Annotated in this window: 13 protein-coding genes; 8 read left to right on the plus strand and 5 right to left on the minus strand. The window is 56.5% G+C overall.

The window, feature by feature from the left end:
* From VES88_14900 to VES88_14910, 3 genes are all read right to left on the minus strand, one after another.
* The coding region (locus VES88_14900) for a TM0106 family RecB-like putative nuclease (GenBank protein HYN82774.1) at positions 1–2,670 on the minus strand (2,670 nt) is incomplete at its 3' end.
* Positions 2,671–2,715: 45 nt separating this feature from the next.
* Complete coding sequence (locus tag VES88_14905) at positions 2,716–3,837, minus strand: DEAD/DEAH box helicase (protein HYN82775.1); 1,122 nt, start codon at positions 3,835–3,837, stop codon at positions 2,716–2,718.
* Positions 3,838–3,884: 47 nt separating this feature from the next.
* Entirely contained in the window at positions 3,885–4,823 is a 939-nt protein-coding gene (locus VES88_14910; protein ID HYN82776.1) for an HNH endonuclease, read from the minus strand.
* 242 nt (positions 4,824–5,065) lie between these two features.
* On the opposite strand from VES88_14910, the gene VES88_14915 reads away from it, so the two are divergent.
* The 5 genes from VES88_14915 (at position 5,066) to VES88_14935 (ending at position 14,096) form a co-directional block, all read left to right on the plus strand.
* The gene (locus tag VES88_14915; GenBank protein ID HYN82777.1) at positions 5,066–5,611 is read left to right on the plus strand and encodes an HNH endonuclease; all 546 of its coding nucleotides are present in this window, start codon (positions 5,066–5,068) and stop codon (positions 5,609–5,611) included.
* 1,627 nt (positions 5,612–7,238) lie between these two features.
* On the plus strand, positions 7,239–8,042 hold the full coding sequence (locus VES88_14920) for a hypothetical protein (protein ID HYN82778.1): 804 nt from the start codon (positions 7,239–7,241) through the stop codon (positions 8,040–8,042).
* 47 nt (positions 8,043–8,089) lie between these two features.
* Positions 8,090–8,773, plus strand: coding sequence for a hypothetical protein (locus VES88_14925; GenBank protein HYN82779.1), 684 nt, complete (start codon positions 8,090–8,092; stop codon positions 8,771–8,773).
* 407 nt (positions 8,774–9,180) lie between these two features.
* The gene (locus VES88_14930) at positions 9,181–11,505 is read left to right on the plus strand and encodes a site-specific DNA-methyltransferase (GenBank protein ID HYN82780.1); all 2,325 of its coding nucleotides are present in this window, start codon (positions 9,181–9,183) and stop codon (positions 11,503–11,505) included.
* The gene (locus VES88_14935; GenBank protein HYN82781.1) at positions 11,502–14,096 is read left to right on the plus strand and encodes a DEAD/DEAH box helicase family protein; all 2,595 of its coding nucleotides are present in this window, start codon (positions 11,502–11,504) and stop codon (positions 14,094–14,096) included. Before VES88_14930 ends, VES88_14935 begins: the two co-directional genes overlap by 4 nt.
* A 63-nt stretch (positions 14,097–14,159) precedes the next feature.
* Here VES88_14935 and VES88_14940 read toward each other — a convergent pair whose 3' ends face one another.
* Both VES88_14940 and VES88_14945 read right to left on the minus strand, forming a co-directional pair.
* Positions 14,160–16,061 carry a DUF2779 domain-containing protein gene (locus tag VES88_14940; GenBank protein ID HYN82782.1) on the minus strand — a complete coding sequence of 634 codons (1,902 nt, stop codon included), beginning with the start codon at positions 16,059–16,061 and terminating at the stop codon, positions 14,160–14,162.
* 139 nt (positions 16,062–16,200) lie between these two features.
* Positions 16,201–16,407 (minus strand): hypothetical protein, encoded by a 207-nt coding sequence (locus VES88_14945; protein HYN82783.1) that lies wholly within the window; start codon positions 16,405–16,407, stop codon positions 16,201–16,203.
* Positions 16,408–16,504: 97 nt separating this feature from the next.
* Here VES88_14945 and VES88_14950 point away from each other — a divergent pair, with 97 nt between their 5' ends.
* The 3 genes from VES88_14950 to VES88_14960 all read left to right on the plus strand — a co-directional run bounded on the left by VES88_14950 (position 16,505) and on the right by VES88_14960 (position 19,904).
* Positions 16,505–16,774 carry a multiubiquitin domain-containing protein gene (locus tag VES88_14950; GenBank protein ID HYN82784.1) on the plus strand — a complete coding sequence of 90 codons (270 nt, stop codon included), beginning with the start codon at positions 16,505–16,507 and terminating at the stop codon, positions 16,772–16,774.
* A gap of 924 nt (positions 16,775–17,698) precedes the next feature.
* Positions 17,699–18,553, plus strand: a complete 855-nt coding sequence (locus VES88_14955; GenBank protein ID HYN82785.1) for a ThiF family adenylyltransferase — start codon at positions 17,699–17,701, stop codon at positions 18,551–18,553.
* 352 nt (positions 18,554–18,905) lie between these two features.
* Positions 18,906–19,904 (plus strand): hypothetical protein, encoded by a 999-nt coding sequence (locus VES88_14960; GenBank protein ID HYN82786.1) that lies wholly within the window; start codon positions 18,906–18,908, stop codon positions 19,902–19,904.
* Positions 19,905–20,298: the final 394 nt, after the last annotated feature.

The raw sequence follows: 20,298 nt of genomic DNA on the forward strand, positions 1-20,298 counted from the left end.
CACGATGTTCCTCGCGCACAGCCCTGTCGCAACGATGTCCGCGAGACTCACCTGGCCTGCCTCGTCCACGAAGAGATAATCGAGCTTCCTTTCAAGCTCCGGTCGAGCAAAGAGCCAGGCAGTGCCGCCGATGATTCCGTGATCGCCGCCGGCAACTTCGGCGTTGTCTGTCGAGTCCCGGATCACATTGCCGTTCAGACGATCATCGTTGCCGGTCGAGCGCTTGATCCCGGTGAAAGTCACGCCGCGTTCGAGCGCAACCTCCTCGACTTTCTTCAGCAGGTTGTTGATCGCCTTGTGCGACTGAGACGTAACGCCTATTCGCTTGCCATCGGCGAGCAACGACACGATCGCGTGGGCCGAAGTGAACGTCTTCCCGCTTCCCGGAGGACCCTGGATCACGAGGTGCGTGCGATCCATTCTCGCTATTGCATCGGTTGTCCCGGCAAGGAGATCGCGATCCCCCTTGAGAATCACTGAGCCCTCAAGCCGCGGAAGATCCCGGCGCAGAATACTCGTCACGGCCGGGTACTCGTCGGCGTGACCGGCGATCACAGCTTCTGAATAGCGCCTGATCGCTTCGCGCATTGCCGGGTTCGGTATGGGCCCGCTCGGAATCAGCGACGTTATGGCGCCGAAGGGAGGCTGCCCATTGCCGGCACTCAGCTCGAGCCACAATTCCGTGTCATTCAGCTCGACGATCTCGCCCGCACCCTTCCTTGTGTCGCTGCGTGCGGGTTTGTTCCCAACGCCAAGCTTGAAGTCCTGCTCGGGGAATCTGAGTCGCCAGATCTTCGACCGCCTGATCGGCCTTGGCTCACATAAGGGGTCCACCGTGAGACCACCCATGCAGTCAATGTCCTCTATCGCATCGTATGCCACATCGCAGCGCTCAAAAAACTTCCACCACTCGCTGCGCGCCTCGCGCCGGTGATACTCGAGCAGAAACCCAAGCAGCTCGCGCCACTCCCGCTCATCGCCATCCACGCCGGCTACAAGTGCTTCACGAAGTGCGAGAATCCGGGCGTCGTCATCACGACGCTTCTTTTCACGCTCGGCTTCTGCGGCGTCCTCGGCCGCCTTCTCCGCCTCCGGATCGAACCATTTAGTCCCGGCCGGGCGAAGCGAGACCAGCCAGTCGCGACAAAGGCGCGTGGAGAGACAATCGAACTCGTTGTAAACCTCGATCTGGCTCAGCAGCGAGTCGTCGCCCGTCTTGAGCCATCGCTCAAAGGCAACGATGCTGTCACCGCCGCTCGTGATCTCCTGGGTTCGCGTCTCCGCGAAGAACACTTCCAGATTCTTGAGCGAGTACGCGGGCTCGGAAGTCCTCACGGCTTCGCGCACTACCTTGTACAAGTCGACGAACTTTCGAGCGCGGAGAAGATCGTCCACCTCGTTCTCACGCGTTCCGTACGACTGCGCAAGACGCTTTATCGCGCTCTCGTGCCTGCTCGACCCTCCATACTCGCGCGCCAGACGCTTGAGCGCGGTCTGCTCGTACGACGCGTAGTGATACACGAACGCGTTGGGATACTTCTCGAGCCGCACGGTGATGAAGTCGAGCGCGTCCTCGAACGCCTTTCTTTCGGAGTCGCGGTCGCGGGCCCAGAATGCTTTATAGCGATCCTCGCCCGCCTCTTTGAAGTGAAAGCCGAAGAGGTACTCCAGCGAACCTTTCGCGGAGAAAACCGGATCGCCTTCCATGTCGAAGAAGAGGTCGCCCTCATTCGGCTCGGGAAGGCGCGCAAATCCGCGTCGCTCCAGGGGAGGCAGGACCTCGACGCGATTCTCGCCGGTGGTGCGATTCACCATCTGAAGACGTGCCTGCGAGCGGAGTCGTTCGAGTGTCGACTCCTGCATTCTTGTTATGGTGACACTAGGATCGAGGTCACCCAATGCATTGATCGTAGTGATGCCCGCGGCGCGAAGCTTCTTCGCTTGTGCACCACTGAGTGCCGCAACGAGTCGCAGGTTTCCTGTTTTGTCCCATTCGTCGTCGCATCGCTCCGACCAGTGGCAGAGCTGGCACTGAGGACATCGCTCGGCCGTCGTGACGCGCTCGTTGCCTGAAACGAAGAGATCGAATCGCTCGCGCGCGCGGTTGCAGTAGTAGAGGTAGTCGTGCAGTCTGAGCGTGACTTGAGATCCGTCGCCGAGCATCACATGTGCGTGCGTGGGACGGACGCCCTGCTCGCGCGAGATCATCTCCGAGTAAATGCAGAGCTGGACGACGTGCTTCGGTTTGGTGGACCGCGCGAGCTTGGTGTCGGCGACTTCGTATGAGTAGTCGCCGAGGTCGGAGGGTGTGTCGACCTTGAGAAGGAAGTCCGAGTATCCGTGCCAGCCGGGTGCGGTGAGCGCTCCTTGATAGATCACGTCCGCGCCGTCGCGCATGGCCTTGCGTGTCGCATCGACCATGGCTTGTATCGAAGGGTCGTGTGCGATCTCAACAACCACTCTGCCTTCGGCTTTCAGTTTCACGAGATAGAGGTGTTCGTGATCGAGGCCTTTTTCCTTGAGTATCTCGAGGTATGCGTCGTCCTCACTCGTCGGCGCCGCGAGCGCGCCGCCCATCAGCTGGAAGTCGAGGGCGGTCGCATGCGTGCAGCCGAGGAAGTTGAGGAGGTCAGTGGCGGAGTAGAGGGGATGCTTGAGGTGCAGCTTCATTCGGAGGGTGGCGGCGGGTTCGATCCGGACGTTCTGACCGGTATGCTAGTCGATGGTTCTGAGCATCCGCGATTCGCGCGGCTCGGCGAGCGTGATCGCGGTGCCTTCGCGATCGGCGCGACCTGTCCGCCCGATTCGATGGACATAGGCATCGGCCGCGGAAGGAACGTCGAAGTTGAAGATGTGCGACAGGTGACCGATGTCGAGCCCTCGTGTCGCGACGTCGGTTGCGACGAGGAGGTCGAGGCCTCCTTCGCGAAGGCGGCGCATCACGCGGTCGCGCTGCTCCTGCGACAAGCCGCCGTGTATCGTTTCCGCGCGGTAGCCTCGGGAATTCAGTGTTTCGGTGAGCTCGTCGACTTCCGTCCGTGTGCGGCAGAACACGATCGACGATGTGGAATTCTCGATGTCGAGGATTCTGCCGAGTGCCGCGGCTTTCTGCTGTCGCTGAACGATGTAGGCGACCTGTCGAATTCGCGGGAGCTTTCCCGCCTGCGTTTTCTCCGCGGCGATGCGAATGCTCACCGGATCCTTCAGGTGACGCTTCGCGATCGATCGTATGCGTGGAGGGAGAGTCGCCGAGAAGAGGGCGGTCTGGCGTGAAGCGGGAGCGGCCTCGAGAATCGCCTCGAGGTCTTCGGCGAATCCCATGTCGAGCATCTCATCGGCTTCGTCGAGGACAACGGTGCGGACGTGGCCGAGGTCGAGGGTCTTTCTGCGAACGTGGTCGAGCGCGCGGCCCGGTGTGGCGACGACGATGTCGACGCCGCGGCGGAGGACTACGAGCTGCTGATGAATGGACTGACCGCCGTAGATCGGGAGGACTCGCGCGCCGATGGATCGGCCGTACTTGTGAATGGCCTGGGCGACCTGCATCGCTAGCTCTCGTGTCGGGACCAGAATAAGTGCGCGCACGCGTTGCTTGTCGCGGCGGCGGTCGGGATCATCGGTCAGCTGTTGAATCAGTGGGAGGGCGAAGGCAGCGGTCTTTCCGGTTCCGGTAGCTGCCTGACCTAAGAGGTCTCTGCCGCCGAGGAGCGGGGGGATCGCCTCCCGCTGGATTGGAGTTGGCTCCTCGTATCCCAATGCAACGAGAGTCGCTGCTATTTGTCCGCTTACTCCAAGAGCTTCAAAGCCCTCGCTGGCCGGTAGCGCTTCACCAACCACTCCGCCCTCGTTGAACTATGATCGTCAACATAGCCGGTTCTTGGGTTTCAAGCCGCCTTAAATCGATCGTGTCGCCACTGCAGGTAATCACGGTTCGGTCTCAAGTCCTCGGATCGAGGTAGGTGAATGATCTGACCGTTCATTTCCTGGAGACCGTGTCTTAGCATCGGACCGTCGCGCTCTTCCAAAATGTCTCTGCGGATCTCGATGCGGTAATCGGGATTTATTCCTAGGATGTAGGCATCTAACGCATCGTGATGTACGCCACAAAGCGAAAGGCCGTTCGGGACCTCCGCGACGCCTCGCTCGTCCCGATCCTCAATAATGTGCGCAGCGCTCAAAAGCGGGCGATGGCGCAGCCTGCACACCGCGCATCGCTCGGCGTAAGCAGTCAGGACGAGCTCGCGAAAACGGCGCTGATGAAGGCGCACTTTCACAGCAGCGGTCGCGTACTCTCTCTGAAGTTGAACTGCGTGTCGAGGAAATAGCGATTCGGCACGGACCGCATCGGTGCCTGCCCGAACGTGAAAAGCAAGCTCAGCGGGCTCCTCGCTCTCGATGTAGCAGGGGAACACTGGATCATAAACGGCAGAAGTTAAGCCATAGAAGTAGATAATTGGGCGTTGTAGTTCCATTGCCCGCCTGAGAGCTCTATTCGTCCAATAGTTAGGATCCTCGCCCTCATATCGATACACGAAAAAGTTCGCATCAGATGCAACTTGATCGTCATATGGTCGTTCACGTCCAGCTCTTGGGACGACGGTCACAATGGTAAGTGCGGCGCCTTCTGGTCCTAACTGACGAGGACGCCAAATTCCTTTCTGGGGATTTCTGAAAGCAATTCGCTGGCCTTCAAACTCAAATCCTTCGCTGATCTGTTGGCTGCTGACAACGCCGCCGCCTTCAGTTCGAAGCCCACGAAGGCGGTCAAAGCTGGCGAGTCGGATCCGCCAATCGAGATCTAGATTCAGGTCGGCGTTCGTCACGATGAAAACCTAGGTGTCAGTTTTCAATTCTGGGAGATCGCTTTGATCGCATATAATAGAACGCATTCGCCGCGGAACATCCTGCGCCGGAAAACGGCAACACATTCGCAAATCAAAGCTGGATGAATGAGATAACATGAGGTAGTACTCATCGCTACGACTATCGGGGTAAATTGACTATCTAGCGAGCGCTAGTATCTGCCATCCTTTCTGTACTGACCATGGCACAACCGTTCTTTCGCATGCCGACGCCTGTCAGCATTGCAGCGCGGTCGTCGAGTATTACGAACTCCTTCATCAATGCGATCATTCCAGCAGTCGTGCCGACAGAAGCTGAGGTGCTCGAGGCGCTCGGCGTGCTCGGTATTGATCCGGAGAACGTTTGTTGCGCATACTGCGGCGATGGCGCCACCGAATGGGACCATCTACGGCCGCTGGTAGTCAAACAGAAACCCACAGGCTACATCTCCGAGATCGGCAACCTTATTCCCGCGTGTGGTAGATGCAATCAATCAAAAGGCAACAAATCGTGGCGCAGTTGGATCGAGAGCAACGCTCCGAGGTCACCGAAGCGCCGCGGTATTCCCAACCTAGCCGATCGAATCGCTCATATTGAGGCATACGAGAGATGGCGGGAGCCTGTCCCTCTCGACTTTGCTTCCGTCATTGAGCCAGACATTTGGGCAAAACATTGGGAGAACTGGGAACGCGTCCTTGCTGAGATGCGCGAAAGCCAGAAGCTGGCAGCGAAGATTCGAGTGCAGCTCAAGTCTTGGCATTCTACCTAAAGCGTCCGGCGAAACTCGTGCGGTAGACAGTCAGAAAAATGCCGACCGGACGTCTTTTCAGCGCGCGCCTCTCACTTCCCGCGCTCGTTTCAGCCGCCAACTCAATCGGCGCGCATCTCGCGGCAAAGCTTGGTGAGTTTGCTAGTGACGAGCGGACGTTAACCGACGAGCTGTGCGATATGTTCTGCATCTGGTCACAGTTAACCCCCAACCTTGGATCGCTTCTACCGGCCGATGCCGCTTTTCTCAGAGCTCTTCCTAAGTCCCAGTTCCGTCTAGATCTTCGGAAGACCACAGCCCCTGAGGAAGCGAACATTGGCGCGGATCTCGAACTCGCTATCACTACGCCAGCAGGAACCAAAACGGCCCTCCTGCAAGCGAAAGTGTTTGACGACGCTACTTCGTCTCTTAGGGGCAGCCGCCGAAAAGACTGGGACAAGCTCCGCACACAGCTTCGGGATGCACGGGGGATGTCGGGTGACCTCGCCTTCTTACTGCTCTATGTCCCCTCGTCCCTATTACGCGATGACTATCAAGGCTATGGGACGTGGGAACAACGTTTTCGGACAAAGAACGCTTCAACGGGCCGCAGTTCAAGGTATGGGACCATGTTTTTTCCTGTGAATGACCTTTTGGACGGTCGGGATAGATGGTATTCGCGTAGTTTCGCAAATCGTGTAAATCCTCTTAAGATTTCTCCGGCTCCGCTTTGCTTTTCTGAGGTTGTTCTTGAAATGCTGGCTTGCCGGCGAGGAAGGTGGGTTGGCGGAGGCCGAAGTCCGATGCACTACTCGGAATCGACTGTCGAGCCAGTACGCCAGTTCCCCTATCGGCGGTTGGATCTTCGCGTGGGTGAATTCGAGGATACGACGTTCGAGCGCTTTTCGGGGCAACTAGCTTAGCGCTTTATTGAGTTCACTTTCACCGGGTTAGCGTTGGGATAACCGCTTACTTAGGGGACAAACTACATTTGCGCGACTATGTTCGTTTTCCTGCGTCGGACGACGACTTTAACGCATTTCTCTCCGAGTTCCAGCAAGAATCTGATCGCGCCGCCGCGGTACTCGGTGCAGCATACGCAGATGATTTGCTGAAGACTCTCCTCATGCGTTCCTTTGTGAACGAAGGCCGCACGGTGAGGGAATTGATGCGACCTGAGAGTGCTGGCGGTACGTTCAGTTCACGAATATCGCTAGCATATGCGATTGGACTGATAAGCGAAGACGACGCGAAAGATCTGCATCGACTGCGAGAAATTCGAAATAAGTTTGCGCATCGACTTCATGGTCTCTCGTTCGAAGATCAGAGCATAGCTGCCAACTCATGGAACTTTCGCTGTATGGAGCGTGTCTTCACAAAATTTCCAAGGTTGCGAGAAGAGTATCCCCCAGACGCACGCAAGTGGTTTGACCTGGCAGTGGGGATTCTATGCTATCAACTACGCCGTAGTCTTCGTAACGCCTCACGCTTTACTTTCGTGGAGTCGCCCTTGGCGATTGAAGCGCCAGAGGTTTAACTCAGTTCCCGCGACTCTTCAATCCGTTGCCGCCTCGCATCGCTCACTTCTCTGACAACTCGCTCGCGGAACCTTAGCGTCGGGCATTAAAACCAAGCTCCTGAAAAACAAGTGAGTGAGAATTCGGTAAAGGGCTCGGAGCTATACAAAAAGCTGCCGGAGTTCGCCGCTATGCGTAGCGCCGAACTTCAGCGTTCGTTGCAACCGGTCGTCGCTTTGATCGATGCCTACGGCAAACTCGTGTCGCGAGTTGTGGTGGCACTCGGGTCCTCCAAACCAGAATCGAGACAGGCTTCGATCGTTCGGGATTTGATCGCCGACGTCTTTGATTTCCTGTATGAGTGGCGTCGCCCGCTCTTCGAGGGTCGGGCGCATGTCGCATTTCCGCTTGGGCGCCGTGCATACGAGTCGCTGTCTCTGTTGAGTGTTTGTTGTCAAGATGAAGCGTTTGCGTTGCGCTGGGACTCAGGCAGTCAGATTGGGAATAGGGAGATTCGTGAAGCTCTTGCGACACTCCCGGTGAGTGAAGAAAAAGACGGACTTCAGGAGCTTTACAAGCTGTTCAGCAAGGGCGCACACCCCAATCGGGAACTTGTCGGCGAGCGCCACCTCGGAGATGATAACGAGTACGTATTGGGATCGATTGCCGTGCCAGAACTTGTGCTTGTGGTTGATCAATCCATTACGATGGTGGACCTGTGGTTCTGGTTCGGAGCCTTGACGGGGCACGTAGCCAAGGATGCGCTCGCCAAGAGTGACCCAGGCTTTGGTCACGACTATCTCGAGGTCGCCGCCAATGCGAAGGATGTTAAGACGTGGTTGGTCGCTAGCTTTAACAACCTCCTGGAACTCCGCCAAGCTGAAATGCGCGAGGAGTTGAAGCGCCGTTCTAAATCCGGTGACCGTGGAGCTTAACGAAGCGCTTAGCTGCCGAGCGATTTATCCAAGCATGCTTCGCGCGATTGGCTGGATTCGTCTCACGTTGGCGCATGTTAACCTCGCTCGCTAAAATGCCTATCGTCTTTCCGTCGCCGTCTGTTGACGACCACCGACGCTTTCTGATCAGCTTCCTTTTTTCTGGATGTCTGATCCCAGGCCCGAAAGAGTGCGTCGAACGAGCGTACCGAGATTTCTCTCGTACGGCTAAGGGGATTACCAAAGACGATGAAGGTAAAGAAAGGAAGCGATCCGCCCATGCTCTCGTTGAGACGTTTCTGCGAGAGGCCATCAGCACTGAATGGGTGAGAGACGGTTTTGATGAGTGGCACCAGCGCTGCTGCGGCAAAATCTGCGAACACTACGCGCGAAACGGATTCGCAAATTTCCGCATCGGCCAAGCGCAGAAGTGGCTCAATATGTCCGTTAAATACATCCTCAGCCTTTCGGAGGCTGGTCTTTACTCGGCGCTTCCAAGTTCAAGTCTTCGCGATGTAGCGCATGTACCGCTAGACGACTTCATTCTTACAGTTACGGATGCCTATCTTCGAGTGCCGTTGCGATGCCCATGGAGTCAGATCTCCGAATACAACATCTACATGAATGTTCAACAATGGATCCACGGCATCTATCCAGATAGCGCTCCGATCGATATTGAGTTCCACCTCTACAATAAGGAGGCGGCGCGCCGGCGCGAAGCGCGTTCCTGACTGAGTCCGGACCCTTTCTCGCAGGCGAGATACTCGGGGTTCAGCCGTTTGCCCAAGCTGAGTGGTCGCCTTACGTTTGCTCGGATGCCAGAGGTGGGTCATAGTGTTCGTCTCAAGCGGATCTTGGAGCAGATCGAAGCAGATGAAGACGAAAAATGTCACGCGCGACCGCAGCAACCGAGCGCTCGTGTGTCGGATGTAGTGTGTAGCGTAGACGGTTTCATACTTCCGGACACGCGACGTCGGGGGGCCGTCGACTTTGCGCTCTCAAGGCGATGACGCGGCTATAGATCGCTCTCCCATCGCCGCTCCGGACTGACATGGGCCGCATTACACTATTTCCGCCGAGGAGCAGCACACGAAATGAGCCCGAAAATCACAACCCAACGTCAGGACGGTCTAGACTGATGGTGCCTCTGACTGAATCTGAGAAGAGCGAATTCCTCCGACTCCTCAGCACTGGCCAGCCGCTTCCTGAGCAATGGCGGTATCGACTCTTTCCAAGGGACTACCCTACGCAGGAAACCAGTAAAGAATACCGACTGGTTTACGATGGGAAGCTCAAGCGCGAGGAAGTGTTGGCGCAGACACCTGCAGCTCCGTGGCAATTGGTGCGAGAGTTTTGCGCTAAGCGACCGCATAATGACGGCTGGCGAAATCTGCTCGTGTGGGGCGACAACCTACTAGCCCTGCGGGAACTACTGTCCGACCAACAGGGACCGAATCACTTCGGGACACTTGGGAAAATCAAGCTCATTTACATCGATCCGCCGTTTGCAGCGAGTCGGGACTTCATGAAGGATGAGGAGAAGGCGTATCGCGACAGAGTATTCGGTGCGCAGTACATCGAGTTTCTCCGCAGGCGCCTCATCCTTCTTCGCGAACTCTTGGCGGCCGATGGTAGCATCTACGTGCACCTCGATTGGAAAAAGGGGCATTACATCAAGACCGTTTTGGATGAGCTATTCGGCGAGACGAGATTCCAGAACGAAATCGTTTGGTACTACTACAACAAGTTTCAAGGCAACGTGGATCGGTTCGCTTCCAATCACGACGTGATCTTCGCGTATAGCAAAGGCCCAGATCCGATCTTCCACAGACAGCGGGAAAAACGCGCCAGAGTTATCAGCCAAATCAAGCGAGTCTGGGACAAGGACAAGGGCTCAATCGTGAATGCGAAGGGGCCTGACGGGAAGGTCGTTTACCAGGAAGTTGACGCGCGCACCGTCGATGACGTTTGGCGGATGCCGATGATTCAACCGGCCGACCGGACACAGCGGACGGAATATCCAACGCAAAAACCGGAACAACTTCTTGAGCGCATTATCCGCGCATCGTCGAACGAAGACGATATTGTACTCGACTGTTTCGCCGGCAGCGGCACTACGGCGGCCGTGGCGGAAAAGTTGGGCCGGCGTTGGATAGCGATGGATTGCGGCAAATTGGCCATTTACACCACGCAGAAGCGTCTGTTTTCGCTCACCACTTCCATCGGAGCGGCAAAGAAAGACGACCGCACCGAAGCTGAGCGGACAGAGGATTGGAACGAGCACTTGAAAGGCGCGCCGGGCGTGCTGCTGATCACCGAGAAGGCGCGCAAAGGTGAGTGCGAAGTGACTCTGAATTTACTCCACGATCTTGCTGGTCTCGCGAAGCAGCACGAGCTCGTAAAGAAGGACGCGACCTTGTCGCTGGTCTGCCCGGTGCACAAGCTGCTGATTCCGGGGGATCGGTTGGAAGAACCTGAGGATGGCCCCGGTGTCTATTGCATCAAAGTGGAAGGGGTTGAGTTCCGCATCTCGGTCATCACGCCGAAGGACAAGGCCGAAATGGAGCAACCGGTGCCAGCGAAAGGGTTCGCGCTTTATCGCGCGGGCGTCTATGACATGGCAACGATCAAGGCGTTGCCGTGGGCGGACTACCGGCCGTTTGTCTTGAAGCTCTTTGGGGTTCGTGCGCACCAGCACGCGCGGTACGGGTTCGAGCTGGACGGTTACATCGGCACGCATTCGGCCCTCGTTTGGAATTACCCGGACCACAAGAGGTTCACGCTGGATTACGGCTATGTTGACGACATGCACCGTACGTTACGCGGCAAGCCAGGCGAGTGCTTCTACGTAATCGCCCCGGTCGTAGCGATGGCTTTCGTAGAGGACGAGGTGATGCGGGACGAGACAACGTATGTCTTTCTCAAAGTGCCGCTGTCAGTTCTCCTCCGGCTTATCGAGCGCAAGGTGCCAGCCGCTCTCATACAGCCTGCAAAGGAGGAGGACGTAAACGAAGTAATTGACGCGGTGGGATTCGACTTCATCTCGCAGCCGCAGGTAGTGTGGAAAGCTAAGAAGGAGGCCCGACCGGGTGAGCTGTTCGCAGATTACCTACTAGAGCTATCCGAGTTCCGGGCGCAGACTCTGGCAACGGATCCAGAGGATTTTCGGAATTTTGAAACGTTCTCAATGGCGATGGTCGACTTGGACTACGACGGTGAGGTGTTCCAGTTAAGCCGAGTGTTTTGGGGGGAAGACGTTCTCAAGGATGCGGGTGGATTGGAGAAGGCCGAGCGCTTGGAGTTGCGCATCGCGGAGGCGGAATTCGTAGGTAAGCAAATGATGGTGATCCTCTGCGACCGTTATGGGAACGAGAAAACTTTGTTGGTGGCAAAGACCGAGTTTGAAGGAAAACCCGCGCGGTCTAATAAGAAGGCCGGTAGAAAGGCGAGGAAAACAAAATGAGCCTCCAACTACGCATCGCCGAACAGGTGCTGAAAGTCGATGACGCGCGAGAGGCTACTGAGGCAGTCGTTCACAAATACGACGCGTTCCTTAACCTGCTCTGTCCGGACCACTATTCCTTCCAACGTGATGCCGTGCGAGAGTCGCTTCGATTTCTCGTTTCAGACAAGTATCCGGACCTCGAGCGACTTGCACGAGAAAACTGGAACGCCTACGAAGCCATTCAGCAGCGACACGAGCGCATCGACGCCTACTTCGCAAAGATGCCGCTGCGAGATAGGAAATCGGCTTCGATAGATCTGGCCACGGGCACAGGCAAGAGCTTCGTGATGTACGCGCTGGCAGCGATTGCGCTGGCCGAACGCGTAGCAGAACGAGTGTTGGTGCTCTGCCCGTCGTTGACTATCGAGGAGGCACTACTCGAGAAGTTCGTCGCATTAGCCGGCAATAGTGAGCTGGCTGGGATTATGAATGAATTGGGCGCCGCAGTCACGATTCCCGCAATCAAACGCGGCAACGAGACCATTCTATCGGGTGACATCTGTGTTGAGAACATTCACGCGGTGTACGAAAACACTGGCTCGTCCATCCGTGACAGCTTTCGGGGCCACGGTGGTCGAACGCTAGTGCTGAACGACGAGGCGCATCACTTATTCAGTCCTCCGGACCGCGCGCTAACGGAGTGGATGAAATTCCTCCAACACACGGATTTCGGCTTTCGGCTGATCGTAAACGTCACTGGGACACCGTATGTGGCCAACGACTACTTTCCGGACGTGGTGTTTCGTTATGGGCTCAAGCAGGCGGTCGCCGACAAAGTAGTCAAGAAACCGAACTACAAATTGAAAGACACCCATACAGCGCATGATTGGGAGAAGACTTACGCGATCCACCGCCAGAATAAGGAGGTCTACGGTGCGGAAGTGAAGCCAATATCCATCGTCGTAACCCAAGAAATCGCGCGTTGTGTGGAGGTGTGGCGCGAACTTGTGGACTTTCTTTGTTCCAAAGAGAGGCTTGACCACGAAGCGGCACAGAGGAAGGCAATTTGGGTGACTTCAGGAGTACCGTCGAGCGGCCCGGCCAAAGCAAGAGTAGAATCAGCCTATTCCCCACGAGAGGATAAGGATTCACCAGAAAAGCGTCGAAAGGAGAACTTGGCATCGCTGAAGCATGTGGACGATGCCAGTAGCTCCGTGGAGTGGATCGTCTCGGTAAGCATGCTAACGGAAGGCTGGGACGTGAAAAATGTTTTCCAGGTGGTGCCACACGAGTCACGAGCATTTTCGTCGAAATTGCTCATCGCGCAGGTGCTCGGCCGCGGGCTTCGAGTGCCGCCTGGGTTATCCGAACAGCCGCTGCTGACAATCAACAATCATGAAGCATGGTCGGAGGAAGTCGGCAACATGCTCAAGGAAGTGTTGGAGGTCGAGAACACGCTGTCATGGGGTTACGACCCTCGTCGGAGCAAGTTTGTCTTCCCATTGCACAATCTGAATTACGAACCGGAGCAGCGTGGCGTGGAAGTGAAGCGCGAGAAGGCACGCGCGCCAGAGGTGAACTTTCTCCCTCAAGAACGGAAAACAACGGAGTACTCGACGTTCTCGGAGACCGGGACGCTGGCAGTAGAGATACAACATCATGATCTCTACGAGATTGAGGACGCAGCGAGCCTCGTCCGCCTCTTCCTCCGGGAGAAGGACGAGGCGCTTGCACTAGCATGGCCAAAGAAGCGGCTGAAGGACCTTATTGTATCGCAGCTCAAGGCCGCTGGCCAGCATGAGGACTTCCTTAGCAAAGAGAATCTATTGCTGCTTCAACAGGGCTTTGGGCCGATGCTCCGCGAACTCGACAAGCAACATCCGCGTGTGAGCCAAACAGCAAAGAAGATCATTAAAGTCGATCTGACAACGGTGGCGAGGCAGTCGTTCTCCGAAAGCACGCTAACGGACCACGGCTCGATATGGACCGTGAGGGAAGAACCTCCTCCCTACGGCGGCCACGAACTGCACCTATGGGAGCAATATCAGCGGCTCCGTAAACAGTTCTCCGAATATGGCGATGAGGCGTCTGATCAGGCCAAGGCCATTGGTTCCAGGATTCAAGAAGTTGAGGGCGCGCGGTTCAAGCTACCGTGGAATGTGCATTTCGTCACGCACGAGCCAGAGCGAAGGTTTTCTGATCTGCTATTCGAGAACGCCAGCCTGTTTGACTCGTTCGCGAAGATGCCTAACACAGGGGGCTATGCGTTTCCGTATTCATACAAACCTGCCAAATCAGCCAAGACCCATGTGGCAAACGAGAGCTTCAACCCAGACTTTTTCATCAAAATGAAGACTGAACGCGATATCCTTGTTGTCGAGATTAAGGCGGAAGGAGACGACTCCAATCGAAATCGAGCCAAGTGCCGAGACGGCCTAAGGCACTTCGAGACTCTGAATGACCGGCTGACGAGATCGAGCGAGCCGTGGCGCTACCACTTCTACTTCCTTTCACCGGACGACTACACCAGCTTCTTCGAGCGCGTCCGGAACGGGAACTACGCCGGCTGGCGGTCTGGATTAATGCAAGAGTTGAACGCCTCAGCGTAGTAGCGTCGGTCACTACAGCGAAATAGGTAACACAACTGACAAGGACGCTTCGGCGTGGCTACGCTACTCGAAAAGACGTCTCCAATGCTCGAAGATAAGTACCATACTCAGCGTATCGAGCCGACAGTACTGCCTGAGCAGCGACGCCCACTGCTCTCGCACAAAGGGATCGTTCTTGTCCGCACCATACATCATCTCTTGATACGCCATCATCGCGCCGGTCCCCTCGTGCACGTCCTCCATAGTTCCGTTGATCTCGACAGGAGGTAGCGCCGCGTAGGGGTCGCGTGAAGCATCCGCTCGCAGTCCGGTCCACGTCTCGAACTGCTGGTGCATCGTCGCGTCCGTCTGCCAGATCGCGTCGAGCACCACTTTGATCGATGTTCGCCCTTTCATTCCCGGATGGTAGTAGTCGCGCCGAGCCCATTCGTGGAGGTCGACAATCCGCCGACCGAACACGTCGGTCATCCAATCCACCAACTCTGGAACATTTCGTCCGAATGTTTTGAGATCCGCAACGATCTGCTTGAGTGTTGTCGCTTCGAAGTGCGACCAAGTGAGCACTGAGCCCTCGTCGCCGATAGCGGCCCGGAGCGACTCAGCGAATGACTGATTCGGCCAGACGTCGACGTTGTTCAACCACTCTGCGTGCATGGGCGTGTCACCCGGTGCCGGCACAGTGTGACTGCTCCATTGGAACGTCACCAGACCGTACGGCCGCATGCCCGCATGATACGGCAGCGCGAGCCGCGAGGTCTCGAAATCGATGAAGTGCAGACGGCCGCTCATCGCCTGGAGCTTCTTGGTCAGTTCAGGCGCACCGTACACGGTATTCGCGCGCGTGTATTCGATCTGTCGCCGCTGGCGTTTGGCGTTCTCCCCGATTTCTCCGTTCGCTTTCACCAGCGCGTCTTGCGGAATGTCGAATAGCGAGGTCGTGCCGGCCTTGAACATCGTGTCGACGAGTGACTCCCGGTTTTGCGTCTTCACGGTGCCCACGGAAAATAACTCGAGCATGTGCGGGCGCGGTTCGGCGAGCGCGCCCCAGCAGTCGGCAAACCCGTTCGGCGCGCCGGGATCGTCGTGACGAAACTCACACTTCACACATTTTGACCCCCGCTCGAGACCAGCGGTGAACGACGGAAGGGAATCGTCCAATAACGCTTCGAGTTCCGTGGCGGCTCTCTCGACTTCATCACGCAACAACCCTACCTCGGCGGTCACATCGATCTCCGTAACAAGGTCGAGGTCGACGTACTGCTCGCGCGTTCCGGTGTAGCTCGCAGTGTGCAGGCGTGTGACGCCGTCGCGCCCAGTGCGGCGCACGAGCTCGAAAAGTTTCGGAATGTCATCGACGACTGCACGTTTCGTCTCGTCCAACAACACAAGGAACGGGCGGATCGTCACCCCGGGCAGCATTCGCTCGAGGATCAGCGTTTGGTAAGTGACATCCTCGATATACTCGCGCCAATCAGCGAGCACGCCAAAAGGGCGTCTGCGGGAACAAAAGACGCCAAGCTTTCCCTCGCGGAGCTCCTCAGCGTGTCGTGCCCCATCGAACAGGCTCGACTTGACCTCGATGAGCCGCACGACGTTCCCCTTCTTGTCGAGGATGTCGGCGCGCGCGTGACGCCGTCCCGCAACCAGCGTCGCCTCGAACAACGTCACCTCATCGCGCGCCAGTAACTGCGTAGTCCGCGCGAGATCGTCCGCAAGGTTGCCCCCGTAGTCGAGCTGGATCGCGTTTTGGTACTTCGCCTTCGCCAAGGCTTCAACCATATAGCCACCCTGAGCGAGGAGCGAGAGATACGGATTGCTCTCTCGACTGTCCGGATATCCATTCTCACGGAAGAACAGCTTCGCGCGGCAACTACGCGCCAGCTTGAAGTCGGATTTCGAGAGAGTACGAGAAGGCCGTTTGCCCGATTCATAGATCGCGGCCGCTCGTGATACGGAAGTCTCCATTGCCATGCCTCTTCCTAACTAGCGGTTCGTCCCGTTTGTCGATGCATAACTAGCGGGACGGTCTTGCAGCGCTGGGAAAGGGCCATGCCTTCCTCAATCACCTAGTTCTTGACGCGATGCGGAGCAGAATATCGTTTCGCTACTCCTTAAGCATCTGACGCGCCCGTTCGATGCGCTCTCTCAGCCCATCCTTGAATTGCCGGTCCTTCTTTCTTGTCGCGATATGGGCTGCGATGGCAGAACGGATGACTTCGGCAATAGGTTGCTCATCGATCCGGGCAACGGTCTCGAGTTGTTCCGCTTGTTCGGCCGAAAGTCTAATCGTGAGTGCTTTTGCAGGTTTCATAATACAATAATGGTATCTTGACTGCATGGCTGTCAAGTGTTATGGTATCATGGTATCATGATACCCCGCCTAAATGCTCTTACACATGAGGAAAGACATGCCTGATACGACACCACCCAAGCCGCCGGGCCCGCACAAGTTCAACATCCAGATTGACAGGGCTCACTTCACCGTAACGAAATCGACAATGACCGGAGTTGAGCTCCGTGCGGTTCCCGAGCCTCCCATCGGCCCGGAGCGCGATTTGTTCGAGGTCGTACCAGGTGATGCTGATCGCAAGATAGAGAATGTGGACATCGTCGAAATCACCAATGGCAAGAGGTTCTTCACGGCTCCGGGCCACATTAACCCAGGCCGAGTTGTGTAACAGGAGGGTGTCGAAGATGACTCTACCAGATTCAGATGCTGCGTACCTGTCCACGAGACAGGTGCCCCACAAAGTATCGAACGATGCCGGAATGATCTGTGTTGTTTTGCCGAGTTGGCCGTTGCCTCCTGGGTACAATCAAGAGATCGCTGATCTTCTCGTAAGGTTACAAGCTGGGTATCCCGACGTTCCCCCTGACATGTGGTGGTTTGATCCGCCCGTCCGGCTCGCAAACGGTGGGACAATTCCCGCAACTGATGTAACTGAGCAGTATTTCGGACGATCCTGGCAGCGTTGGTCAAGGCATCTTCAGCCCGGTCAGTGGAAATCTGGAATCGACGGTCTGGAGAGTTTCCTGGCCCTGATTCGACGCGAGCTCGAACGAACTGCCAGCTCGTGATCACTACCTTAGTGATACCTGAGTCAATCGCGAGTTCACTCCGTGATTTTACTCGGCTGGAAGTCGAGACGGGGGGCGTCCTGCTCGCTCGCGAGGCTTGGACGCCCTCAGGCAACCTGAGACTTCTTGCTGCCGAGTTCTGGCCGGTGCCCGAGCACGCCTACATCCGCCGGGAAGCAGACGACCTGTTGATAACATCAGATGGCTACGTCCCAGCCCTTGCTCGAGCGGAGTTTCTTGGGGCCGTGCCGATATGGCTTCACACGCACCCGGGCGGCAATTCCTCTGCATGTCCGAGTCAACATGATCTCAGAGTAGATGAGCAATTGAGCGACCTATTTCGGTTGCGCTCGGGGAGCCGCTGGTATGGGACCGCTATTCTTTCGCCAGAGGGCGAACAGCTGCGTTTTACAGGATATCTAAACAGCGGCGAAAATGGAGCTGAAATTGACAGGCTGTTGACAGTCGGGCCCAGGATCAGTTTGGCTTGGAATGAGCGGGCGGACCGCGCGCCAGTTTCCGGCATGTTCAATCGAAACGTTGCTGCGTTCGGGGGGGAAGTCCAGCGGGTGGTGCAAGACTTAAGGATTGCGGTCGTGGGTTGTGGGGGAACCGGCTCAGCGGTCGCTGAGCAGCTCGTGCGGCTTGGTTCGAGACACGTTTTGCTGATCGATCCCGATAACATCGAAGCGAGTAACATAACCCGCGTATACGGCTCAAGAGAGTCCGATGTGGGTCGGCCCAAAGTGGATGCTCTCGCTGATCACTTGAGACAAATTGCACCCGACGTCGAGATCAGCACGCTTGATACAGCGATCACATCCGAGTGGACAGCGAAGCAGCTCGCCGGATCAGACGTCGTTTTCGGGTGCACGGACGACAATGCCGGCCGGCTCGTGCTTTCTAGGCTTGCCACGTTCATGCTGATCCCCGTCATCGATGTTGGCGTAATTCTGAGCAGCGGCGTGGAAGGCCGTCTTCAGGGAATCGACGGACGCGTCACGTTACTCTATCCTGGTTCTGCGTGCCTCGTTTGTCGCGGGAGGATCGACATAGCTCGAGCAGCGAGCGAAATGCTCACTCCGGGTGAACGGCGTAGACGTGTGGATGAGGGTTACGCGCCCGCTCTAGCGGGTATTGAGCCTGCAGTCGTGTCATACACGACGTTAGTCGCCGCGTATGCGGTGGGGGAACTTCTCGAGCGCCTGATTGCCTATGGTCCCGAGCCACCGCCGAGCGAACTCATCATTCGGATCCATGACCGTGAGGTATCAGTCAACAGGCAACTGCCTCGGTCGCGACACTATTGCGATCCCCTTTCTGGAAAAATCGGATTAGGTGTAACGGAGCCGTTCTTAGAACAGGTCTGGACGTCGTGACCCGGCGCATTAGGTGGTGGGAATGGGTTCCTTTCGTTTGGCGGAAATGGCGTATTGTGCTTCAAGTCCCCACAGCGGCAGACATTCCGGATCGCTTACCGAAACGCGGGGCGGTGTTGGTACGCATGAATATCCAGCCGACTTGGTTGGCATTCGATTGTCCGTGTGGAAATGGCCATCGAGTGATGTTAAACCTTCTACCGTCACGGACACCTCGCTGGGCCATTGCGCTAGAAGCTCCGTTGACGTTGTCACCAAGCGTCGATGATGAGACAGACGCACGTCGCTGCCACTACTACCTAACTCAAGGACGAGTGGTGTGGGTCAAAAACGATGAATGGGATGGTATCTAATGCGCGCTTTGAACCCGGCATTGACGCCTGGTGAGGACTCTGCCCCCACAACAGGTATTGTTGCGCCTCCTGCGAGTAAGACGCCGCTATTTGAAGCGATTCACGCTTCTCGGTATTTGCGGCAAAGCATTATCAAGCAGATTCAAGAACGATCAGGGCGCAGGCTGATCTGTTACGTCGGGGGAACCCAGGCTCCAGTGGACCGTGACGACGTACTCGGTTTCGTTGACTTGCTTCACAATGTGGCAAACGAGGCCGACCTGGATCTTCTGATTCACACCGGGGGCGGGGATATGGATGCCGCCGAAAAGCTAATTACGATGGTTAGGAATCGAGTCGGAAATGCAATCCTACGTGTGGTCGTCCCTGACTATGCGAAAAGTGCTGGAACATTGATGGCGCTTGGAGCTGACATCATTGTGATGAGCGATCCTTCTGAGCTGGGGCCGATTGATCCTCAAATCATTCTTTCGGACGGGAACGGGAATCGGATTCAACACTCCGTTCACAGCTATCTCACGGCGTACGAGAGACATTGCGAAGTTTTGAAACAGGATCCAACCAATCAGGCATCTCGGATAATGCTGAGCAAACTTGATCCGGCGACTGTGCGCCTTTTTGAAGGAGTAATGAAACGTGCGAGAACTCTTGCAGAAGATCTGCTGAAGCGGGGAATGCATAAAGAGGGGAAGGGAAACTGGTCGAAGGCTGCCTCAAGCTTGTTGGACACGACGCGATGGCAATCACATGGACAGATGATCTCCTGGCAGGACGCACAGGATCCCGATGTTGGATTAAAGGTCGAATATCTTGAACCGCGTAACGTTGACTGGGAGGAGTTTTGGCAGCTCTACTGCCTCCAGCGTCTGGCAGTTGGCGATCGCCAGAAACTGTTCGAATCCGACTGTGTATCGATCACAATCGACAGCGCATCTGCTACGCAATTTACGGGCGCTCCTAACCCTTCTAGTCGTGTTGATAGCGACATAACCGGATGAATACGGTTCCTCGCAAGTTTGTGCGCGTTTCGACGAGTCCCGATGGGCGGGACCTCTAGAGCCCGAGATCAAGCGAACGCGACTGTTGCTCGACGCCGCTAAAGCCCGCGATCAGGCGATGGAACGCTGGACGCCGTGGAGGTTTCAATGGTGCTGCAGACGTTCTAGACGATATTCAGCTGGCGTGATGGCTGCGACGGACCTCGGCGCAGTCGTTGCCGAGCAGGCGGCCGATCTGTCCGAATGGCCGAGAAGTATAGGGGCCGACATGTATCGGGAGCGACGAAAAGTATCTATATACGCGGGCGTACAACGCGCGCCGCGGAAAGACGATCTGCGGGGGAGAAGATTTCGCCCAGCGAAAACTGAAATCGGACTTACTGCCGAACGCTGA

Source organism: Gemmatimonadaceae bacterium (genome assembly GCA_035633115.1).
In the GTDB taxonomy this organism is placed as follows: Bacteria; Gemmatimonadota; Gemmatimonadetes; order Gemmatimonadales; family Gemmatimonadaceae; genus UBA4720.

Bases quoted from the DNA above. Each gene is read 5' to 3' on its own strand.
- VES88_14915 (HYN82777.1), top strand. From the start codon at position 5,066: ATGCCGACGCCTGTCAGCATTGCAGCGCGGTCGTCGAGTATTACGAAC.
- VES88_14930 (HYN82780.1), top strand. From the start codon at position 9,181: ATGGTGCCTCTGACTGAATCTGAGAAGAGCGAATTCCTCCGACTCCTC.
- VES88_14935 (HYN82781.1), top strand. From the start codon at position 11,502: ATGAGCCTCCAACTACGCATCGCCGAACAGGTGCTGAAAGTCGATGAC.
- VES88_14940 (HYN82782.1), bottom strand. From the start codon at position 16,061: ATGGAGACTTCCGTATCACGAGCGGCCGCGATCTATGAATCGGGCAAA.
- VES88_14945 (HYN82783.1), bottom strand. From the start codon at position 16,407: ATGAAACCTGCAAAAGCACTCACGATTAGACTTTCGGCCGAACAAGCG.
- VES88_14950 (HYN82784.1), top strand. From the start codon at position 16,505: ATGCCTGATACGACACCACCCAAGCCGCCGGGCCCGCACAAGTTCAAC.
- VES88_14955 (HYN82785.1), top strand. From the start codon at position 17,699: ATGTTCAATCGAAACGTTGCTGCGTTCGGGGGGGAAGTCCAGCGGGTG.
- VES88_14960 (HYN82786.1), top strand. From the start codon at position 18,906: ATGCGCGCTTTGAACCCGGCATTGACGCCTGGTGAGGACTCTGCCCCC.